Origin of the sequence: Psychrobacter sp. PG1 (assembly GCF_014897815.1) — a bacterium.
Classification (GTDB): Bacteria; Pseudomonadota; Gammaproteobacteria; order Pseudomonadales; family Moraxellaceae; genus Psychrobacter.
The window spans coordinates 99177-117708 of sequence record NZ_JABUZG010000055.1; the positions used below are offsets into that span (position 1 = coordinate 99177).

The following is an 18532-nucleotide window of genomic DNA, read 5'->3' on the forward strand; positions in this document are numbered from 1 at the left end:
CTATTTTAGCAAACTTCCCAATCAGACCTGCATGCTAATTGTAAATTGACCGCTAAAGAGCCACTTGTTACCAGTCGAATAAAAGCCAATAAATAGATTGCTGTGTAAGAAATACTTTGTTACATTCTATAGCTTTATCCTCATTGGCAGTTCGCGCTTTATCTTCAGTATATGAATGATGAGCGAATAATACCCCCGTAAAGTGGCAGTTTAACAAGGTAATAGCTCATGATATATTTGACGATAGCGGTGCTTTGTAGTGTCGCCGTTTCAGTATTGCTAAAAGTGTTACGACAGAAAAATATAGACATACGGCAGACCATCGCCGCAGGCTATCCGGTGGCTTTTCTGCTGACGTGGTTTTTATTGAAGCCAGACGTCAGTGGCATGAATGCGCTTGGCGGTGCTTGGGCGATTATTATTGCGCTTGGTATCCTGCTTCCCGCCGTGTTTATTGTCCTTGGAAGGGCGATTGAATCTGTAGGAATAGTAGCAACCGATGCGGCTCAGCGGCTATCATTGATTATTCCTATCGTCGCGGCTTTTTTATTGTTTGGTGAAGTACTGACCAGCACGCGAATATTTGGACTGTTATTAGGCTTTCTAGCACTCGGAGCGTTGATTTATCGTCCACAGCAGGGTCAGATTAGCAGACAAGCGAAGCATACACCGCTTTGGCTATTTGGCGTCTGGGCAGGCTATGGCATTATTGATATCTTGTTCAAGCAAGTTGCCAAGCAGGGCACTGCTTTTCCTCTTACATTATTTGTCAGTTTTGGTTTAGCAGGATTATTGCTGTTTATTTATTTGCTGATTACGCGGGTGCGCTGGCAGGGGAATGCGCTCGCAGCAGGATTGTTATTAGGTGCGCTCAATATGGGCAATATTTATGCTTATGTACGTGCGCATCAATTATTGTCCGAGTCGCCTAGCATCGTCTTTACCGGTATGAATGTCGGTGTCATTGCAGTGGCAACCTTGATAGGGGTCGGTGTGTTTAAAGAGTCGCTTAACCGTATTAATGTCTTGGGTTTATTATTAGCCATTTGCTGTGTGGCAGTGCTGTTTTTAGCATAAACGTTCAGCCTAGTGAGTTCTCTCATAGGATAGGTGATAATTATTTTATCAACGCGTTAACTTATCAGATATAGGCACAAAGAGCGTCCTATGATAAGGTTGTCTACAAACAGTAAGGCTGATATAAGCCAATAAAAAGCGATTTACTTTGTGACACTTGACCTCAACCAATAATAATAGGACGCACTCTCAATGGAATATCAAAACCAATATAACAAACAGCTACAACGTATTAAAAATGGTTCGGGATTTATCGCTGCCCTCGACCAGAGTGGCGGCAGCACGCCAAAAGCGTTAGAGAATTATGGTGTCACAGGCGATGATTATGACAACGATGAAGCCATGTTCGACCAAGTGCATGAGATGCGCGCGCGTATCATGACTTGTGATGCTTTTGATAATGAGCGTGTGCTTGGGGCGATTTTGTTCAAAGATACTATGGAACGTGAGGTCAACGGCAAACCGACGGCCAATTATCTATGGGAAGATAAAAATATTGTGCCATTTTTAAAAGTGGATAAGGGTTTGGCTGAGCAAATGAATGGCGTCCAAGTGATGCGTCCGATGCCAAACTTAGATTTGCTACTCGATAAAGCCAAAAACTATCCAGTCTTTGGTACCAAAATGCGCTCAGTAATTTATGAGCCGAATGTCGATGGCATTGAGCTGGTCGTGCAACAGCAATTCGATGTGGCGAAACAGATACTCTCAAAAGGTCTGATGCCAATCGTAGAGCCTGAAGTCGATATCAACAGTAGCAAAAAACATGAATGTGAAGTCATACTAAAGACCAGCATTTTGCACAACCTAGATCGTTTGACTGATGATCAGCAAGTGATGCTAAAACTGACCTTGCCAGAAGAAGCGGGTTTTTACCAAGAGCTAATCGATCATCCAAAAGTGCTAAAAGTTGTGGCGTTATCGGGCGGCTATAGCCGTGGCGATGCTTGTGCCAAGCTTAAGCAAAACCCCGGTATGATAGCCAGCTTCTCACGTGCCTTTACCGAAGGATTGAGCAAACAGCAAAGTGATGATGAGTTTGCTAATACTATCAACACATCCATCGAAGAGATTTATGAGGCGTCGAAAGTTTAACAACTGTATTTCAACAAATAGAGTTTAAAAGCTATAATTTGTACTCACCAAAATCCCAACAGATAAAAGATCTGTTGGGATTTTTTTGTTTATTTGTATTGATTTAGTATCGTTTTCAATTTATTATTAGAGAAATTAAGTTCACTTCTATATTGATCTACCGTTAACCTAAATGGATATGTATTGATGAATAAACGCTATCTAAGTTTGGCTTTGGCTTCTATGTTGGCACTTTATGGCTGCGGTGGTGGTAGTGATGGCGGTAATAAAAATAGTGGTGGTACGCCAGAGACGCCAGTCATACCAACTACTAAACCAGATAAGATTGAACCACAGGTGCCAGATGTCACCTTTTCTAACGAAATGGCGGCTGAAGAAGGCGAGGACGTCGATCAGTACATTCGCGCACCTGCTAGGTTAAATAACGAAACTGGGAAAATGTATAAGGTTTTGCCAATTTCTGGGACTCACCTTGGAAACCTATATAATGCTGACAGTATTGAAACTACTAGGATTTTTTACCCTGAAAGCGATAGCTATGTGACTGTCAACAAAGGCAATCTTGCTACCATGGCCTCTTTTGAAGATTTGCTACAAGATAAAAACCCAAGTCTACCTGATATTTTCAACATGCTATCTGGAAATCTTGTAGACACCAGTAGTAATAGCTACAAGCTCTATAAAGGTAAACGTGAAGCTGAGTTTCTTCGCTATACGTGTTCTCGAGCGTTAACGCTTGGTGAGCAAGAGCTATCAATGCAGTCTCAGGATTTATCAAATTTTATCAATCATTTGAACAACAATACTTTTTGTAAAGAGGATACGGCAGTACTGGCAGCCAACTTACCTGAGGATAAAAGTAAGGCTTTGAAAGCTCTGGGTGTAACTATTGAACCCTATCTCACTCAAGAAATAGCGTGGGGGAAGACAATGGCATGGATTGGCGTGGCTTATAGTGATGACGTCCTTGGCACTACGAGCTCAGTACAGCAAATTATTGATGAACTATCTCGCAAAGGTATTCACCATATTGGTTTACTCAGTGCGATGGGAGGCACTAACGACAAAGTTATGCTGAGTTCTCTGACAGAAGTAGATGTTGTTTTGGGTAATTTGGATGCTTCAGCAAATGAGACAGATTTTTCAGAACTGAAGTCCAACTTAAATCAAAAACTGGATAGTTATAAGTTTGAAACAATGAATAGAGGCGGACAGAAAGTATGTATGAGTTACAACAGCAACAAAATATTGACGTCAAGCTCCTATGAGGCTGAGACAAATATCAAAGGTGAAGTAACACAGTGCGAAGGTTCTGCATACCTCTATATAGATAAACCTGATATTCGCTATAATGAGGAAGTTTATTCTTACGCAGAGTTTTATGAGTACATAAAAGGACTCAATAATGCCCTAGATAATTTTGGCAGTGACAAAGAGTTTTACATTGTTTCTAAGCTAGAATCTGGAGGTATTGATGAAATCCGAAAAATTGAGAAAAAATATTCACTGAATTGAGTATTTAATTTTTAAAGATGTTAAGAGCTATTTTAAAAAAAGCTCGAACCTGATTATCAGGTTTGAGCTTTTTTGATGCGCTGCTATATAGGTTACCTACATCTCTCTATATAACTGACATCCTTCGCTAATATATTTATCACTTCAATCAAATGATTCATATCTGTTAAGTCATCTATTTATGAAATAACTTTTTGGTTAGCGGCATCTTTATCCAGTCCTGCCGCATAATCTCGCACGTTTTGAGTAATTTTCATTGAGCAAAACTTAGGTCCACACATCGAGCAAAAGTGCGCCGTCTTATGCGCGTCTTTAGGCAAGGTTTCATCATGGAACTCACGGGCGGTATCAGGGTCGAGCGCCAGATTGAACTGGTCGTCCCAGCGGAATTCAAATCGGGCTTTAGATAACGCATTATCACGAGCTTGTGCGCCCGGATGTCCTTTGGCAAGGTCGGCGGCATGAGCAGCGATTTTATAGGTGATGATACCGTCTTTAACATCTTTTTTATTAGGCAGACCTAAATGCTCTTTTGGGGTCACATAGCAGAGCATAGCAGTACCAAACCAGCCAATCATCGCCGCACCAATCGCACTGGTAATATGGTCGTAACCGGGTGCGATATCGGTGGTTAAGGGTCCTAAGGTATAAAAAGGCGCGTCGGCACAAACTTCTAACTGCAAGTCCATATTTTCTTTAATACGGTTCATTGCTACGTGACCGGGACCTTCAATCATGACCTGTACGTCATGCTTCCAAGCCACTTGGGTCAACTCGCCAAGGGTACGCAGCTCACCAAATTGTGCCTCGTCATTGGCATCTTGCAAACAGCCTGGACGTAAGCCATCGCCTAGACTAAACGCCACATCGTACTGCTTCATGATTTCACATATATCTTCAAAATGAGTATATAAAAAGCTCTCTTTATTATGAAACATGCACCACTGCGCCATGATAGATCCGCCACGCGAGACGATGCCCGTTAAGCGTCCAGCAGTTAGCGGCACATACCGCAGCAGTACACCGGCGTGAATAGTAAAGTAATCGACACCTTGTTCGGCTTGCTCAATGAGCGTATCGCGGAAAATCTCCCACGTTAAATCTTCTGCCACGCCATCGACTTTTTCGAGTGCTTGATAAATAGGGACGGTACCAATCGGCACGGGCGAGTTACGAATCAGCCATTCGCGGGTTTCGTGAATATGATTGCCCGTAGATAAATCCATTATGTTGTCTGCACCCCAACGTGTGGCCCATGTCATTTTAGAAACTTCTTCATCAATAGAAGAACCGAGCGCTGAATTACCGATATTGGCGTTAATTTTAACCAAAAAGTTGCGTCCGATAATCATCGGTTCAGATTCTGGATGGTTGATGTTGTTTGGAATAATCGCTCGACCTGCCGCTACTTCGCTACGCACAAATTCAGGGGTAATAACAGTGGGCGTATGCGCCCCAAAGTTTTCACCGTCATGTTGACGCATATCGGTCAGCTCATGCTGTTTTTGCGTTTCGCGAATGGCGATATATTCCATCTCAGGGGTGATGATGCCGCGACGTGCATAATGCATTTGCGTGACGTTGCCAGCGACATCTTTGGCGCGGCGTGGTTTGTCGATATGAGCAAATCGTAGATTGGCAGTACTGATATCGCGGGCGCGTGCCATTCCGTAAGCGCTAGACAGTCCGCTTAATTGCTCGGTATCACCGCGCTCAGCAATCCAGCCTTCACGCAGCTTTGGTAAGCCTTTGGTCAAATCAATCTCGACGTTGGGATCGGTATAAACGCCTGATGTGTCATAAACATAGAATGGTGGGTTCTGTTTCCATTCGTTTTCAGAAACGCCTTGCACAGGGGTAGGGTCAAGGGTGATTTCACGCATGGGTACTTGAATATCAGGACGTGAGCCTTCGATATAGACTTTACGGGAGGCGGGGAGTATGCGGTGTAAATCGCGAGCGTCTTCTTCGAAACGAGCATCACTAGCACTGCGGTGAGCAGGGGTCTTTAACGCGTCTGTCTTAGAAGGTTTTTGAGAAGGAAAAGTGGCTAATAAGGTTGTCATATGCTGTCCTAGCGTGTTGGTTTTTGAATAAAAACAACACCGCCAGTAGCTGCGGGGGGTAGCATCTGTGATCCAGACAAATTCAGCTCATGAGCATTAGCCTACGACCAAAAAACATAGTCGCGGATGATGCTCATCAAACGTTGGACGCAGCTTTATATCAGTCTTCACTACTTAATAGTACATCACGCATACTAAGGTAGTAATGAGGATTAAAAAGGCATTTCTGCACGTCCTTTGCCATAAATAACAAAGTGCTTAAGACTTCCCTGCGTCGGTACTAACCGCATCAGGTTCGGCGGGTGATCTCTCAGCGAATGTATAAAGGCAACTACTTTAATAAAGCAAGTTTAGTAAAGCGAGCCGATAATACACCGCACCCCGAGTCTGTCAGTGTTGTAAATCACATCAATATTAACAAAGTTCTGCAATGAGGGCTAATGATATTTAGATGAAAATATCAGGCGTTGAGTTTGAGGTTCGATGTTTTTATGAGAACGACTCTAGAGTACCAGTGATTGAAATCACTTGATATTACTGAGCTGTAGATAGCTTATCTAAATATTATGTAAAGCGAATGAAAGATTGCAGAGGTTGTCATTAAACTGTCATAAAGATTTGGCAAGATAGCACGCATGTCACAAACAATGCTTTTTTGTATCGTTGTTAAACTTTAGGAGTCCTACATGCGTTATTCGTTATTAGCAGTGGCCGTTAGTTGTACATTAGTGCTTACGGCATGTAATAAATCGACTGAAACGACAGAGCCAGCTGCGGATAGCAGTAGCGCTGTCACCACCACTGAAGCAACTACTCAGACAGCATCTGCTTCTGCAGCAGGTTTTAAATCTGCTGAGAATATCGCTATGAATATCACGGGTGCAGGGGCATCGTTCCCGCAGCCTATCTATGCTAAATGGTCTTACGACTATAACGCTGCTACCGGTGGTCAAGTCAATTACCAGTCGATTGGCTCTTCTGGTGGTATCAAACAAATCGAATCAAAGACAGTCGATTTTGGGGCGTCTGACGCGCCGATGACGCCTGAAGAGCTAGACGCAGCAGGCTTGATTCAGTTTCCGACGGTTATCGGTGGCGTCGTGCCAATCGTCAACATCGATGGTGTTGAGCCGGGCGCGTTGAAATTAGACGGTGCAATGTTGGCAGACATCTATTTGGGTAAAATCAGTAATTGGAATGACCCTGCTATCAAAGCCATGAACCCAGATTTGACCTTGCCTGATGCCGCTATTACGACAGTATTCCGCTCAGACGGTTCAGGGACAACGTTTAACTTTACGGATTATCTTGCCAAAGTCTCGCCAGACTGGAAAGACACAGTTGGTGTTGATAAAACAGTCAAATGGCCAACGTCTGCGACTGGTGCGGGCGGTAAAGGTAACGAAGGGGTTTCAAGCTACGTCAACCGTATGAAAAACTCTATCGGTTATGTGGAATATGCTTACGCTAAGCAAAACAACATGTCACATACTGCATTGAAAAACGCTGCTGGCAACGTCGTTCAGCCATCTGCTGAGACATTTGCTGCGGCAGGTGATATCGACTGGTCAAAACAAGCAGGCTTTTATAAAGTCATCACCAACTCTGAGACTGAGCAAGCATGGCCGATCGCTGCTGCGACCTTTATCCTAGTACATAAGCAACCAGAGAATCCTCAGCAAGTGGCTGGCGTGTTGAACTTCTTTGATTGGGCTTATACCCAAGGCGACGATGATGCCATGGCACTCGATTACGTACCATTCTCTGATGCAGCAGTTGCATTATTCAAAGATAAATGGAATGAAGTGAAGGGCAGTGATGGACAGCCTGTTTATAAGCCTGCTCAGTAATCTGTTTCTGCTAAATATTCTTTAATACCTTGTCAGTGCCTTACTAGTACCTTTCGAGTTATCCTCTCGAATAACTATTCTCCGGTAGTTATTTGAGAGGTTTTATCACAGCAAATTTGATGACAAGTTTGTTGTGATAAAACCGAATGAATGCTTCTACTATTTTGACTTGATCCTATTTAATGCTGAGACACTTATGAATGATTTAAGGTCCCAACTGGCTAAACAAAAGCGCTATGACTTATTGTTTGTGAATGCCACCAAGGCTTTTGCCATATTAGTACTCTTATCGTTGGGCGGCATTTTAGTCTCCTTGATCATTGGAGCGTGGCCGAGCATTCAAACATTTGGTCTTGGATTTTATACCAGTAATAATTGGGATACGGTCGCCAATGAATACGGGGCGCTAGCACCTATCTATGGTACGTTGGTGACATCCTTTATCGCGATTTTGATTGCAGTACCAATCAGTTTTGGCATTGCCATATTTTTGACCGAGATGTGCCCAACGTTCCTCAAAAAACCGCTCGGTATCGCCATTGAGTTATTGGCTGGTATCCCCTCTATCATTTACGGTATGTGGGGTTTGTTTGTCTTTGCGCCTTTCTTCGGCGATCACATTCAGCCTTGGTTCATTGAACACGTCGGTCCACTACCCATCATTGGCAAGCTATTTGCGGGCGCGCCAATGGGATTGGGCATGTTTACCGCCTCGCTGGTACTGGCCATCATGATTATTCCATTTATCGCCGCCACCATGCGCGATGTTTTTTCGGTCGTGCCAGACCTGCTTAAAGAATCAGCCTATGGCATGGGCGCAACGACGTGGGAAGTCATGTTCAAGATCATTTTGCCGTATACCAAAGCTGGCGTGGTTGGTGGTGTGATCTTAGGACTGGGTCGGGCATTGGGTGAGACGATGGCAGTGACTTTCTTGATTGGTAATGCCTTTAACATCAGTCCGAGTTTATTTACCTCTGGTGTCACCATTACCTCAGCATTGGCTAACGAGTTTGCCGAAGCGTCGAGTGAGCTACATTTGGCTTCCTTATTACATTTAGGCTTAATCTTATTTGTCATCACCTTCATTGTGCTATCTCTAGCAAAACTCATGCTCATGCGCATGGATCACAAGGCAGGCAATCGGTAGTCGTTTGACAATCTCGATAGGTCTTTTACGGATTTATTGGACATCAATAAACATTGATAGATATTGATAAAAGATATGGGAAATAAATAGTATGGCTGCTAACAATGCGATCAATGCACCACTACCGACTCAGCCAAACAGCGCTAGCCGCTACAACCAAAGTCTTTATAACAAGCGCCGTTTGACCAACAAGTTAGGTCTAGGCTTTGCCATGTCGGCGATGGTTTTTGGACTATTTTGGTTGTTTTGGATATTGTTGACGCTCTTTGTTGAAGGCTTTCAAGGTATTGTGCAGCTGCCTATTTTTACTGCTGATACACCGCCACCGATGAGTGCGGGCGGGCTGCGTAACGCCATTGTCGGTTCAGTAATGCTTGCGTTTTCAGGATTGTTCATCGGTGCGCCTATTGGTCTTATGACCGGTATTTATTTATCCGAGTTCGCTCAGGGCAGTATGCTTGGCAAGGTAACGCGTTTCTTAAATGATATTTTGTTATCCGCACCCTCGATTGTCATCGGTCTCTTTATTTATGCATTGATGGTAAAAGGTCAAAGTTTCTCTGGTTGGGCAGGCGCGTTAGCATTAGCATTAATCGTTATTCCTGTGGTCGTGCGTACCACTGAGAATATGCTCAATCTGGTTCCTAATAGCATTCGTGAAGCGGCTTACGCACTTGGCACACCCAAGTGGAAAATGGTGACTCAAGTAACGATTAAGGCAGCGAGAGCAGGACTGACCACTGGGGTGTTACTGGCATTTGCTCGAATCACTGGTGAGACAGCACCGTTGCTATTTACGGCGCTTAACAACCAATATTTCAGTACCGATATGGGCCAGCCTATTGCCAACTTACCCAATACCATCTATCAGTTTGCGATGAGTCCTTATGATAACTGGCATACCTTAGCGTGGGCGGCAGCGTTGCTAATCACGACCTCTGTCTTGGTATTAAACATTTTGGCAAGGTTCATCGGTAGTAGAGGTCAGGCTAAATAAAGGCTGATGGTAAATTAAGGCTTGTCCTAGATTACCTCGAGCATTTACTTCCATTTATATTCATTGAGCTGGATTGGAACATATTATGAATGACGTCATGAGCAAAATCCGTACAAAAAAGCCTGTCGATAAATTCAATGCGGCAGATAAATTTAATCCAACAACAGACAGTTTATTAAACAGACCGATGTCGACGGCAGCACAAATGGAGCAGCCAGATATTGCCAGCCTAACCAAACAGACGCTTCATGATATTCCCAAAAACATGCCTGCAGCAAAAATGCAAATTCGGGATCTGAATTTTTATTATGGTGACTTTCAGGCGCTAAAAAACATCAATATCGATATTCCTGATAAAAAAGTCACTGCTTTCATTGGTCCTTCAGGTTGCGGCAAATCGACGCTATTACGTACCTTTAATCGGATGTATGACTTATATCCGGGTATGCGGGCAGAAGGCAATATTAATCTTGATGGCAACAATATCTTGGGCAAAGATGTCGATGTCAATTTGCTACGCGCCCAAGTCGGTATGGTTTTTCAGAAGCCAACCCCATTCCCGATGTCAATCTATGACAATGTCGCCTTTGGAGTACGCCTTTATGAAAAGTTGAGCAAGGCTGAGCTGGACAATCGGGTAGAGTGGGCACTCAAAAAATCCGCATTATGGCCAGAAGTGAAAGACAAGCTAAAAGCATCAGGGCTTTCGTTGTCAGGCGGTCAGCAGCAACGTTTGTGTATTGCGCGTAGCGTCGCGACCAAGCCTGAAGTATTGCTGCTTGATGAGCCGACATCAGCGCTTGACCCTATCTCGACAGGTGCTATCGAAGATTTGATTGAAGACTTAAAACAGGATTACACCATTGCCATTGTTACGCATAACATGCAACAGGCTGCACGGGTGTCAGATTACACCGTCTATATGTACTTAGGCGATATGATTGAGATGGGCGAGACCGACCAGATATTTACCAAGCCTGCCCAAACCGCGACGGAAGACTATATTACGGGTCGTTATGGCTAACATCGCGGTCTGAGCAAGGACGACGTGCTCGATACGTTCAATAAGATATCGTGAGCCAATCTGTTCGACTCAACAGCCACACCGCGCTACCAAAATATGGATTTTAGGGAATACCTCTTATGCAAAGCGATAAGCATATCTCCAAAAGTTTTGACCAAGACCTTGATGAAGCTATCCGTCTATTTCTATACATGGGTGATAGCGCGGCCAACCAAGTGGCGAAAGCGATCCATGCGCTTATCGATAAAAATGAGACACTGGCGCAAGAGGTGATTGATATGGACTTTGATATCAATCGAATGGAAGTTGAGTTGGATGAGCATATCTTGCTATTGGTCGCCAAACGCCAGCCCGCCGCCAGCGATTTACGCTTGGTCATGTCCATCAGTAAAGGCGTGGTTGATTTAGAACGCATCGGTGATGAAGCTGTCAAAATCGCTCAGATGGCCAAAAAAATTGCGGCACAAGGTAAACTGTCGTATGGCTATGCAGAAGTTCAACATCTCAGCAATCAGGTTCGTTTGATGCTGCACAATGCGCTAGAGGCATTTAGCCAATCGAATGCTGAGCAAGCGTTTGAGGTCATGCGTAACGATAGCATGGTCAATGATGAGTATCAGTCAGCCATCCGTGCTTTGATGACCTATATTATGGAAGATTCACGGCACGTCTCAAAAGTCATCAATATTATGTGGGTATTGCGCGCGCTTGAGCGGGTGGGCGATCATGCACAAAATATTGCAGAACTGGTGATTAACTATATTAGTGGGCAAGATGTGCGTCATTCCGACTATGCGCTGGTCGAAAAAGCCGTGCAAGAAGCCAATGACCGTATGGCGGCGCGCCAAGTAAGCACCCTGTCTGCCACTAAACCTGCCGTCAATTCAGCCACGGATTTTGTAGACTTAAACGGTGATGAGGGCTGAAAAAAACAGTTCATCGTTAATTTTACATCCAAAAAAACGCGCTATATTAAATAGCGCGTTTTTTATATTGTGGCAATAATAAAAAATAACTAGCTCTCTGGCGTCCAACCTTGTGCACGTTCATAATCTTCATTATCTAAAAATTTATCACGTTGTTCGGTGAGGAATTTTTTGGCAGCAGGATCCAACATGCTTAGATGGTTTTCATTAATCAGCATCGTTTGCTGTTCAAGCCATTCTTTCCACGCTTTTTCAGATACGGTTTCCTGTAGCTCCTGACCTTTTTTATTAGGAAAAGGCGGATGCGGCATTTTGGGCAATTCTTGCTGATACTTACGGCAAAATACCGTATTGGCTTGAGGATTAAAAGTCTCAGTCATAAGGCACTCCTTATTAGGGTTTAGTTATTATAAAAATATGCTATTGAATCACTCATGAGAATAGTTATACCAAACCCAAAAAGTAAGATTGGCTGTGTCAAACTCGCTTAGCCTACAAGGCGTAGTACTTTCACTCGTTTTCCTTGCTACTCTAATTTCTGTGAATGGTATTAGTTAGCACTTATTCAGCATAAGTGACTTAAATATTATTAGCTGAATTTACTTTACCTCATCATGGTATCAAAAACACCCGCAGCAGGGGCGGGTGTTTTTTATGGTAGAAGCTGTCAGGTCAACAATGCGCTTTTACGCGAATACTTCTAAACGGCTGCGACCGCGAGCAACGGCTTGCTTAACTTGATTTGGCGCTGTACCACCCAGATGGTCACGAGCTGCTAATGAGCCTTCTAACGTTAGATAGTCAAATACATCATCACCGATAGCATCGCTAAATTGTTTGAGCTGTGCCAGTGATAAATCGCTTAAATCAACGCCCTCGGCAATACCCAAAGCAACGGCATTACCCACCACTTCATGAGCATCACGGAATGCAACACCTTGGCGTACCAGATAATCTGCAAGATCAGTCGCAGTCGCATAGCCTTTCATCGTAGCGGCGCGCATGTTTTCTTTATTCGGGGTGATATTCGGTAGCATATCAGCAAAAGCCAATAAACAGCCGGTAAGCGTATCGACGCAATCAAACAGTGGTTCTTTGTCTTCTTGGTTGTCTTTGTTATAAGCCAGTGGCTGGCTCTTCATTAGGCTTAATAACGTCATCAGTTGACCAAAGACACGTGCTGCTTTACCGCGGACCAACTCTGGTACATCAGGATTTTTCTTTTGCGGCATGATCGATGAACCAGTACAAAAGCGATCAGGGATTTGTACAAAGTTAAACTGCGCTGACATCCATAGGATAATCTCTTCGCTCATCCGTGACATATGCATCATCAAGATAGAAGCGGCAGAAGTGAATTCAATCGCGAAGTCACGATCTGAGACGGCATCAAGCGAGTTTTGGCAAATACCTTCGAAACCTAACAACTCAGCAGTAATGGTACGATCGATGGGGAATGTCGTGCCAGCAAGGGCAGCACTACCAAGTGGCATCTGATTGATACGGCGGCGCGCATCGACCAGACGTTCGGTATCGCGATATAACATCTCAAACCATGCCATGACGTGATGACCAAAGCTCACTGGCTGCGCCGTTTGTAAATGCGTAAAGCCGGGCATAATAGTGTCAGTATGCTGCTCAGCCAAATCAAGCAAACCACTTTGCAAGCGTACTAATAAGGCAATGATATTATCAGTCTCTTCGCGTAGCCAAAGACGAATATCGGTGGCAACCTGATCGTTACGGCTACGACCCGTATGCAGTTTTTTACCAACAGCGCCGATGATGTCAGTCAAGCGCGACTCAACATTCATGTGCACGTCTTCTAGCGCGATTGACCAGTTAAACTCGCCAGCCTCAATCTCGCGCATTACCTGATGCAGACCATCAATAATGGTGGCTACTTCGTCAGCGGTCAAAATGTCACATTCTTTAAGCATGGTCGCGTGGGCGATTGAGCCTTGAATATCGTGACGCGCAAAGCGTTGATCAAAGCCAACAGAGGCGGTGAAGGCAGCGACAAAGCTGTCCGTCGCTTCACTGAAGCGTCCGCCCCACATCTGCTGACCTTGGCTGTTTGAAGGACTGCTTACAGGGTTGTTTTGTGCAGCGTTATTTGTTATCGGAGCATCTGTGCTAGAATCAGAGACAGATGGGTTTACATTTGATTCGGGACTACTAGGTTTTGAAGAATTGGCGTTCATATCGGTACAAGACAAGTCAGCAGAATAAGAGCTCAAGTATAGCAAAGGATGAGGTTGCCTTACTAGCGGAGCGCTTAGAGTTTTTTATTCCCAAGCTCATGGAAGTCATGAAGCCTTGGCAGTGGTTCATTTATATCTTTTTTTGGTCACTATTCGTCACGGTAATAAATCGCTATGATATTGCCACGTGGTCAGATTTTTTGATTCAGCTGTTTAGCAGAGTCCTGCAAAACACCTTGAGTATTATTCCTTCCTTATACATCATTGATTATTTGCGCCCCATTTTTAAGGGCATGAGCATACCTAAAGCCAGCATGTATGTGCTTGCCTTACTCATGGTGGCATCTACCATATCCATGATTTTAGTCATGCTGGTGATGATTAACATTGGTTGGTTTGAATATGATCGTCAAACTTTTATTCTAAATATATTATTTGATGCGGTGATTAGTGGTGGCTTTACCTTAGTGTTCTTACTGTATTTTTTACGCCGTTATCGCGAGACGAATGCGCTCAAACAATCGTTTGAGCAGAAATTGAGTGCACAAAATGATGTGATCAAAGCACGAATCGCTCCGCATTTTTTCTTTAATACCATTAATACCCTTGTGTCACTGATAGAGTCCAATCCAGCAAGAGCTTCTGCTTTATTACAGCACGTTTCTGCCTTATTCCGTGCCAGTTTCAATGGGGCACGAGAGATTAGCTTTGAAGAAGAGATCGCTCTTTGTGAGCATTATCTAGCGATTGAGTCTAGCCGTTTAGCGGATAAGCTCGAAGTGAGTTGGCAATTACCTGACGAAGATGTCATGTATGACATGGTCATCACCGCCTTGACCTTACAGAGCGTGCTAGAAAAAATGCTGCTGAATGTGGTGGAGATGACCACTGAAACCATTTATATCAATATTAAAGTCACTTGGCAGCAGCATCGGGTTGCAATTATGATTAGTGTCGAGCTTCCTAAAAAAACGTTCATTATTGATCATGATTTACGTCAACACATGAATTTTTATATTCAAGCAGACCGTTTACGGGCTTATTTTGGTCAAAATGCAGATATTAAAAATACCGTTACCAGTAGCCAGATTATTACTGTCATCGACTATCCTCTTCAAGATGTTAGTTTATGACCGCTTTTTTTGAGGCATAATTTTTTATTTTATTGTTAAATCAATAGGTTTGGCATAGTTATTGCGCCATTTTCTATAGCTAACAAGTTGTTTTACTTTGTATTTAGCCATGATTCACCATGAAAAGTATTATCGATAAATGAGCCGCAATAAAATTCAATTCAGAATAGTGGCTCACATGAAATCTGTTAATAGTTGGGCAATATTGGCGGCTATCAGCGTTAATATAGTCAGCTATTGTTCTATGAAATAATTAAATGTTTTTATGCTAAGTGATTGGTAATGAGTGCTAATATGTTTGTAAGGCCATTGAAAAAAAACCTAAGTTTATCCTGGGATGGGAGTTTGCATGCGTATCGTAGTTTGTGATGATGAGCCACTAGCACGTGAGCGTTTGGTTAGAATTGTACAGGAGTCAGGTCATCAAGTAGTTGCCCAAGCAACCACGGGTGCAGCAGCTATTATCGCGGTCAAAACTCAGCAGCCAGATATTATATTATTAGATATTCGTATGCCTGAGATGGATGGGGTGCACTGCGCTCAAGAGCTTGCTAAGCTTGAGCATCCGCCCGCTATTATATTTGTCACCGCTTACGACCATTATGCCATTGCCGCGCTAAAAGCCAATGCGATTGGCTATTTATTAAAGCCGGCCAATAAAGATGAGTTGCTAGAGTCACTAGATAAAGCGAAAAATTTAAACGCGGCGCAGTTAAATGAGATTCGTAAACTTGAAGACCCAACAGCGCGGCCAGTACGTGAGCATATCGCTGCTCGTACCCACCGAGGTGTTGAGCTCATTAAACTCAAAGATATCTACTATTTTACAGCCGATCAAAAGTACGTCAAAGTCCGTCATAAAGATGGCATTGTACTGATTGATGAAACGTTAAAAGAGCTTGAGCAAGAGTTTGACGATCGGCTCTTTCGGGTGCACCGCAATGGCATCATCAATCTTAGCTTTTTGGACTTTTTAGAAACGTTGGATGCAGGACAATATCAGATACGCTTTAAAGGCATTGATGAGACGCTAGCAGTTAGCCGTCGTCACTTACCAGCGTTGCGTGACAAGATTCAAAGCATGTAACTTACTGTTTTAATAGTGAAATAATCATCCCATATCATCAAACCCTTATTTATGCTTAAATAGGGGTATTTTTTTGCGTCAGCATTGACTATATATGGTTTATATTGCCCATTTTTTGTGGAAAATTTGCAGTATTGCTTAATACTGACATGCATAGTACTGACGTGAACAGTATCGAATTTATTGAGGCCCTTTATGAGCAATCCGCAGCAATCTGCTTTGACTACCTTGAACATCGCCACGCGTCAGAGCCCTTTGGCACTATGGCAAGCTGAGCATATCCGTGCTCGTTTGCTAGAGCTGTATCCTGAGATGACGATTAACTTGCTAAAAATTGTCACTAAGGGTGACAAGATTTTGGACACCCCGTTGGCTAAAATTGGCGGTAAAGGTTTGTTTGTCAAAGAGCTTGAGCAAGCGCTATATGACAAACAAGCGGACATCGCGGTGCATTCATTAAAGGACGTGCCGATGCAGCTTCCAGAAGGCTTGATGCTGGGTGTCTATTGCAAACGCGCCTCACCGACTGATGCTTTTGTGTCTAACACCTATAATAGTATTGATGAATTGCCACAAGGGGCAGTCGTTGGCACGTCAAGTTTGCGTCGTCAGTGTCAGCTTAAAGCCTATCGCCCAGACCTACAAATCAAAACCTTACGCGGTAACGTCGGTACACGTCTGGGCAAGCTAGATGCTGGCGAGTATGATGCAATTATTTTAGCGACCAGTGGCTTGCAGCGTATCGAGCTGGATGAGCGTATACGCGGCGAGCTTGATATCAATGCTTGCTTGCCTGCGGTTGGTCAAGGCGCCTTGGCGATCGAATGCCGTGAAGGTGATGATGAGGTGTTAAAATTATTGGCACCACTGAATGACGATAAAGCCCGTATTCGCCTTATTGCTGAGCGCGCGCTAAACCGTCACTTAGAGGGTGGCTGCCAAGTACCCATTGCTGCTTATGCCGTGCTACAAATGGCTGATGAAACAAGCAGCAATAATGATGATAACGGCGACAATGGCAATAACGACAACGGCAATGTGTTGTGGCTACGTGGTCGAGTGGGTCAAGCTGATGGCAGCGCGCTGCTAAAAGCAGAAAAACGCGTCACGTTGATCGGCACACAAGCCGAGCAAGAAGTACAGGCCAATCAGCTCGGTATTGATGTTGCCAATATACTGCTTGCCGATGGCGCGGGTGATATCTTATCCGCGATTTATCATCCTGAATAACACGCCAGTATTTTGATTATCTTAGTCATAGCCCCAGTATTATTGATGCTAGGGCTATCGTTAAGCCAATTCTATCAGTCTTTTGTCATGGTACGTCTATGTCATCAACATTAAATCATGCCCAGCTTATTGCTAACAGTCAATCAAATAATGAGTCATCACGCAAGCAAGTAGTCATCAATACTCGCCCAGTAGAGCGTGCCGCTGCATTGACGGATCATCTACAAGCAGCAGGGCTGACGGTGGTAGAGATACCGATGTTGACGTTACAACCGCGCCCAACAATTGAGCAAGACATGACACTAATGCGCCAGTGGCTAGCAGGCGATTATAAGGCGCTTGTGATTGTTAGCCCAACGGCGGCTGCTTCAGGACTGGCTGTTTGGCAAGCGCTTGAAGATGAGCGTCAAGCTCAAAACCATGACGATGATAATAATAATGAGCGAAAAGATATAGCAATTAATGCTCTGCAAGCCCCGAGCTACTTGATTGCCGTGGGTGAAGCGACCGCGTCGGTATTAAATAATGCCAAAATAGAGGCATCGAATTATCAAGTGCTTCAGCCTCACATTGCCAATAACGAAGGTATGCTAGCGATGCCTGAAATTGAACGTTTGCAAGCAGGTGACAAGTTGCTCGTGTGGCGCGGATTGGGTGGTAGGCGATTATTGGTCGATACGTTGCTGGCACGCGGTGTGCATATCGATAGCATTGCTTGGTATGAGCGCATAATGCCAGTCGAGGCGATGGATCAATACGAGCAGTGGCTACAAGGGGTTTTAGCTCGCAATGGTATGCAAGATACATCAGCTAGTCAGCCAAAGCCAATCGTTGTCGTCAGTAGCGGTACAGCCTTTGAGCATTGGGAAAGCATCGTTCGGGCGGTAGCAGAAAAGGCATTAAATCAAGAAACAGCCAGAGAAAATCCCGCTATTTTGCCTTATAAATTGTCAGACTTTTCTTATGTGGTGTTGGGTGAGCGTTTAGCCAATATGGTCGCTGAGCAGCAATTAAGTTATTGGCGTGTGGAAGATTTGGCGCCAGAAACCATTCTCGCTGCTATCCATGCTAAAGCCTGTTAAATATATAAATGTACCAACCGATGACCTGTCCTTATCTATTATGTTTCACTTTTTATTTATTTGCTTTAAACCTGTTTTAACCAAAATAACGGTGCT

The 18532-nt window shown here is 43.9% G+C and carries 15 protein-coding genes and 1 riboswitch; of the genes, 12 read left to right on the top strand and 3 right to left on the bottom strand.

The annotated features are described in order from the left end of the window. The first annotated feature begins 228 nt into the window (after positions 1 to 228). From INT03_RS07320 to INT03_RS07330, 3 genes are all read left to right on the top strand, one after another. The gene (locus tag INT03_RS07320) at positions 229 to 1077 is read left to right on the top strand and encodes an EamA/RhaT family transporter (protein ID WP_193008424.1); all 849 of its coding nucleotides are present in this window, start codon (positions 229 to 231) and stop codon (positions 1075 to 1077) included. 192 nt (positions 1078 to 1269) lie between these two features. Next, positions 1270 to 2172 carry a fructose bisphosphate aldolase gene (locus tag INT03_RS07325; protein WP_193008425.1) on the top strand — a complete coding sequence of 301 codons (903 nt, stop codon included), beginning with the start codon at positions 1270 to 1272 and terminating at the stop codon, positions 2170 to 2172. 186 nt (positions 2173 to 2358) lie between these two features. After that, complete coding sequence (locus tag INT03_RS07330; protein WP_193008426.1) at positions 2359 to 3687, top strand: hypothetical protein; 1329 nt, start codon at positions 2359 to 2361, stop codon at positions 3685 to 3687. A 179-nt stretch (positions 3688 to 3866) separates the two neighbouring features. Here INT03_RS07330 and thiC read toward each other — a convergent pair whose 3' ends face one another. After that, a complete protein-coding gene (gene thiC / locus INT03_RS07335; RefSeq protein ID WP_226950279.1) occupies positions 3867 to 5753 on the bottom strand; it encodes a phosphomethylpyrimidine synthase ThiC in 1887 nt (628 codons plus the stop codon). A 249-nt stretch (positions 5754 to 6002) separates the two neighbouring features. Next, positions 6003 to 6147, bottom strand: a riboswitch (TPP riboswitch). Between the two features lie 292 nt (positions 6148 to 6439). Here thiC and pstS point away from each other — a divergent pair. From pstS to phoU, 5 genes are all read left to right on the top strand, one after another. After that, a complete protein-coding gene (pstS, locus tag INT03_RS07340; RefSeq protein ID WP_193008427.1) occupies positions 6440 to 7603 on the top strand; it encodes a phosphate ABC transporter substrate-binding protein PstS in 1164 nt (387 codons plus the stop codon). 196 nt (positions 7604 to 7799) lie between these two features. Continuing rightward, positions 7800 to 8753 (top strand): phosphate ABC transporter permease subunit PstC, encoded by a 954-nt coding sequence (pstC, locus tag INT03_RS07345; RefSeq protein WP_193008428.1) that lies wholly within the window; start codon positions 7800 to 7802, stop codon positions 8751 to 8753. Positions 8754 to 8844: 91 nt separating this feature from the next. Then, positions 8845 to 9750, top strand: a complete 906-nt coding sequence (gene pstA / locus INT03_RS07350; RefSeq protein ID WP_109590613.1) for a phosphate ABC transporter permease PstA — start codon at positions 8845 to 8847, stop codon at positions 9748 to 9750. Positions 9751 to 9847: 97 nt separating this feature from the next. Then, entirely contained in the window at positions 9848 to 10774 is a 927-nt protein-coding gene (gene pstB, locus INT03_RS07355; RefSeq protein WP_087814967.1) for a phosphate ABC transporter ATP-binding protein PstB, read from the top strand. A gap of 119 nt (positions 10775 to 10893) precedes the next feature. Beyond that, complete coding sequence (gene phoU / locus INT03_RS07360) at positions 10894 to 11700, top strand: phosphate signaling complex protein PhoU (RefSeq protein ID WP_226950280.1); 807 nt, start codon at positions 10894 to 10896, stop codon at positions 11698 to 11700. An 89-nt stretch (positions 11701 to 11789) separates the two neighbouring features. On the opposite strand, the gene INT03_RS07365 is transcribed toward phoU, so the two are convergent. Both INT03_RS07365 and argH read right to left on the bottom strand, forming a co-directional pair. Continuing rightward, positions 11790 to 12080 carry an oxidative damage protection protein gene (locus INT03_RS07365; protein WP_060490196.1) on the bottom strand — a complete coding sequence of 97 codons (291 nt, stop codon included), beginning with the start codon at positions 12078 to 12080 and terminating at the stop codon, positions 11790 to 11792. A 306-nt stretch (positions 12081 to 12386) separates the two neighbouring features. After that, on the bottom strand, positions 12387 to 13760 hold the full coding sequence (argH, locus tag INT03_RS07370; RefSeq protein WP_193008494.1) for an argininosuccinate lyase: 1374 nt from the start codon (positions 13758 to 13760) through the stop codon (positions 12387 to 12389). Between the two features lie 125 nt (positions 13761 to 13885). On the opposite strand from argH, the gene INT03_RS07375 reads away from it, so the two are divergent. The 4 genes from INT03_RS07375 to INT03_RS07390 all read left to right on the top strand — a co-directional run bounded on the left by INT03_RS07375 (position 13886) and on the right by INT03_RS07390 (position 18436). Continuing rightward, positions 13886 to 15037, top strand: coding sequence for a histidine kinase (locus tag INT03_RS07375; protein ID WP_193008429.1), 1152 nt, complete (start codon positions 13886 to 13888; stop codon positions 15035 to 15037). A 349-nt stretch (positions 15038 to 15386) separates the two neighbouring features. Beyond that, the gene (locus tag INT03_RS07380) at positions 15387 to 16124 is read left to right on the top strand and encodes a LytR/AlgR family response regulator transcription factor (RefSeq protein ID WP_193008430.1); all 738 of its coding nucleotides are present in this window, start codon (positions 15387 to 15389) and stop codon (positions 16122 to 16124) included. A 195-nt stretch (positions 16125 to 16319) separates the two neighbouring features. After that, positions 16320 to 17354 carry a hydroxymethylbilane synthase gene (hemC, locus tag INT03_RS07385; RefSeq protein WP_193008431.1) on the top strand — a complete coding sequence of 345 codons (1035 nt, stop codon included), beginning with the start codon at positions 16320 to 16322 and terminating at the stop codon, positions 17352 to 17354. A 98-nt stretch (positions 17355 to 17452) separates the two neighbouring features. Continuing rightward, on the top strand, positions 17453 to 18436 hold the full coding sequence (locus INT03_RS07390; RefSeq protein WP_193008432.1) for a uroporphyrinogen-III synthase: 984 nt from the start codon (positions 17453 to 17455) through the stop codon (positions 18434 to 18436). The last annotated feature ends 96 nt before the right edge of the window (positions 18437 to 18532 follow it).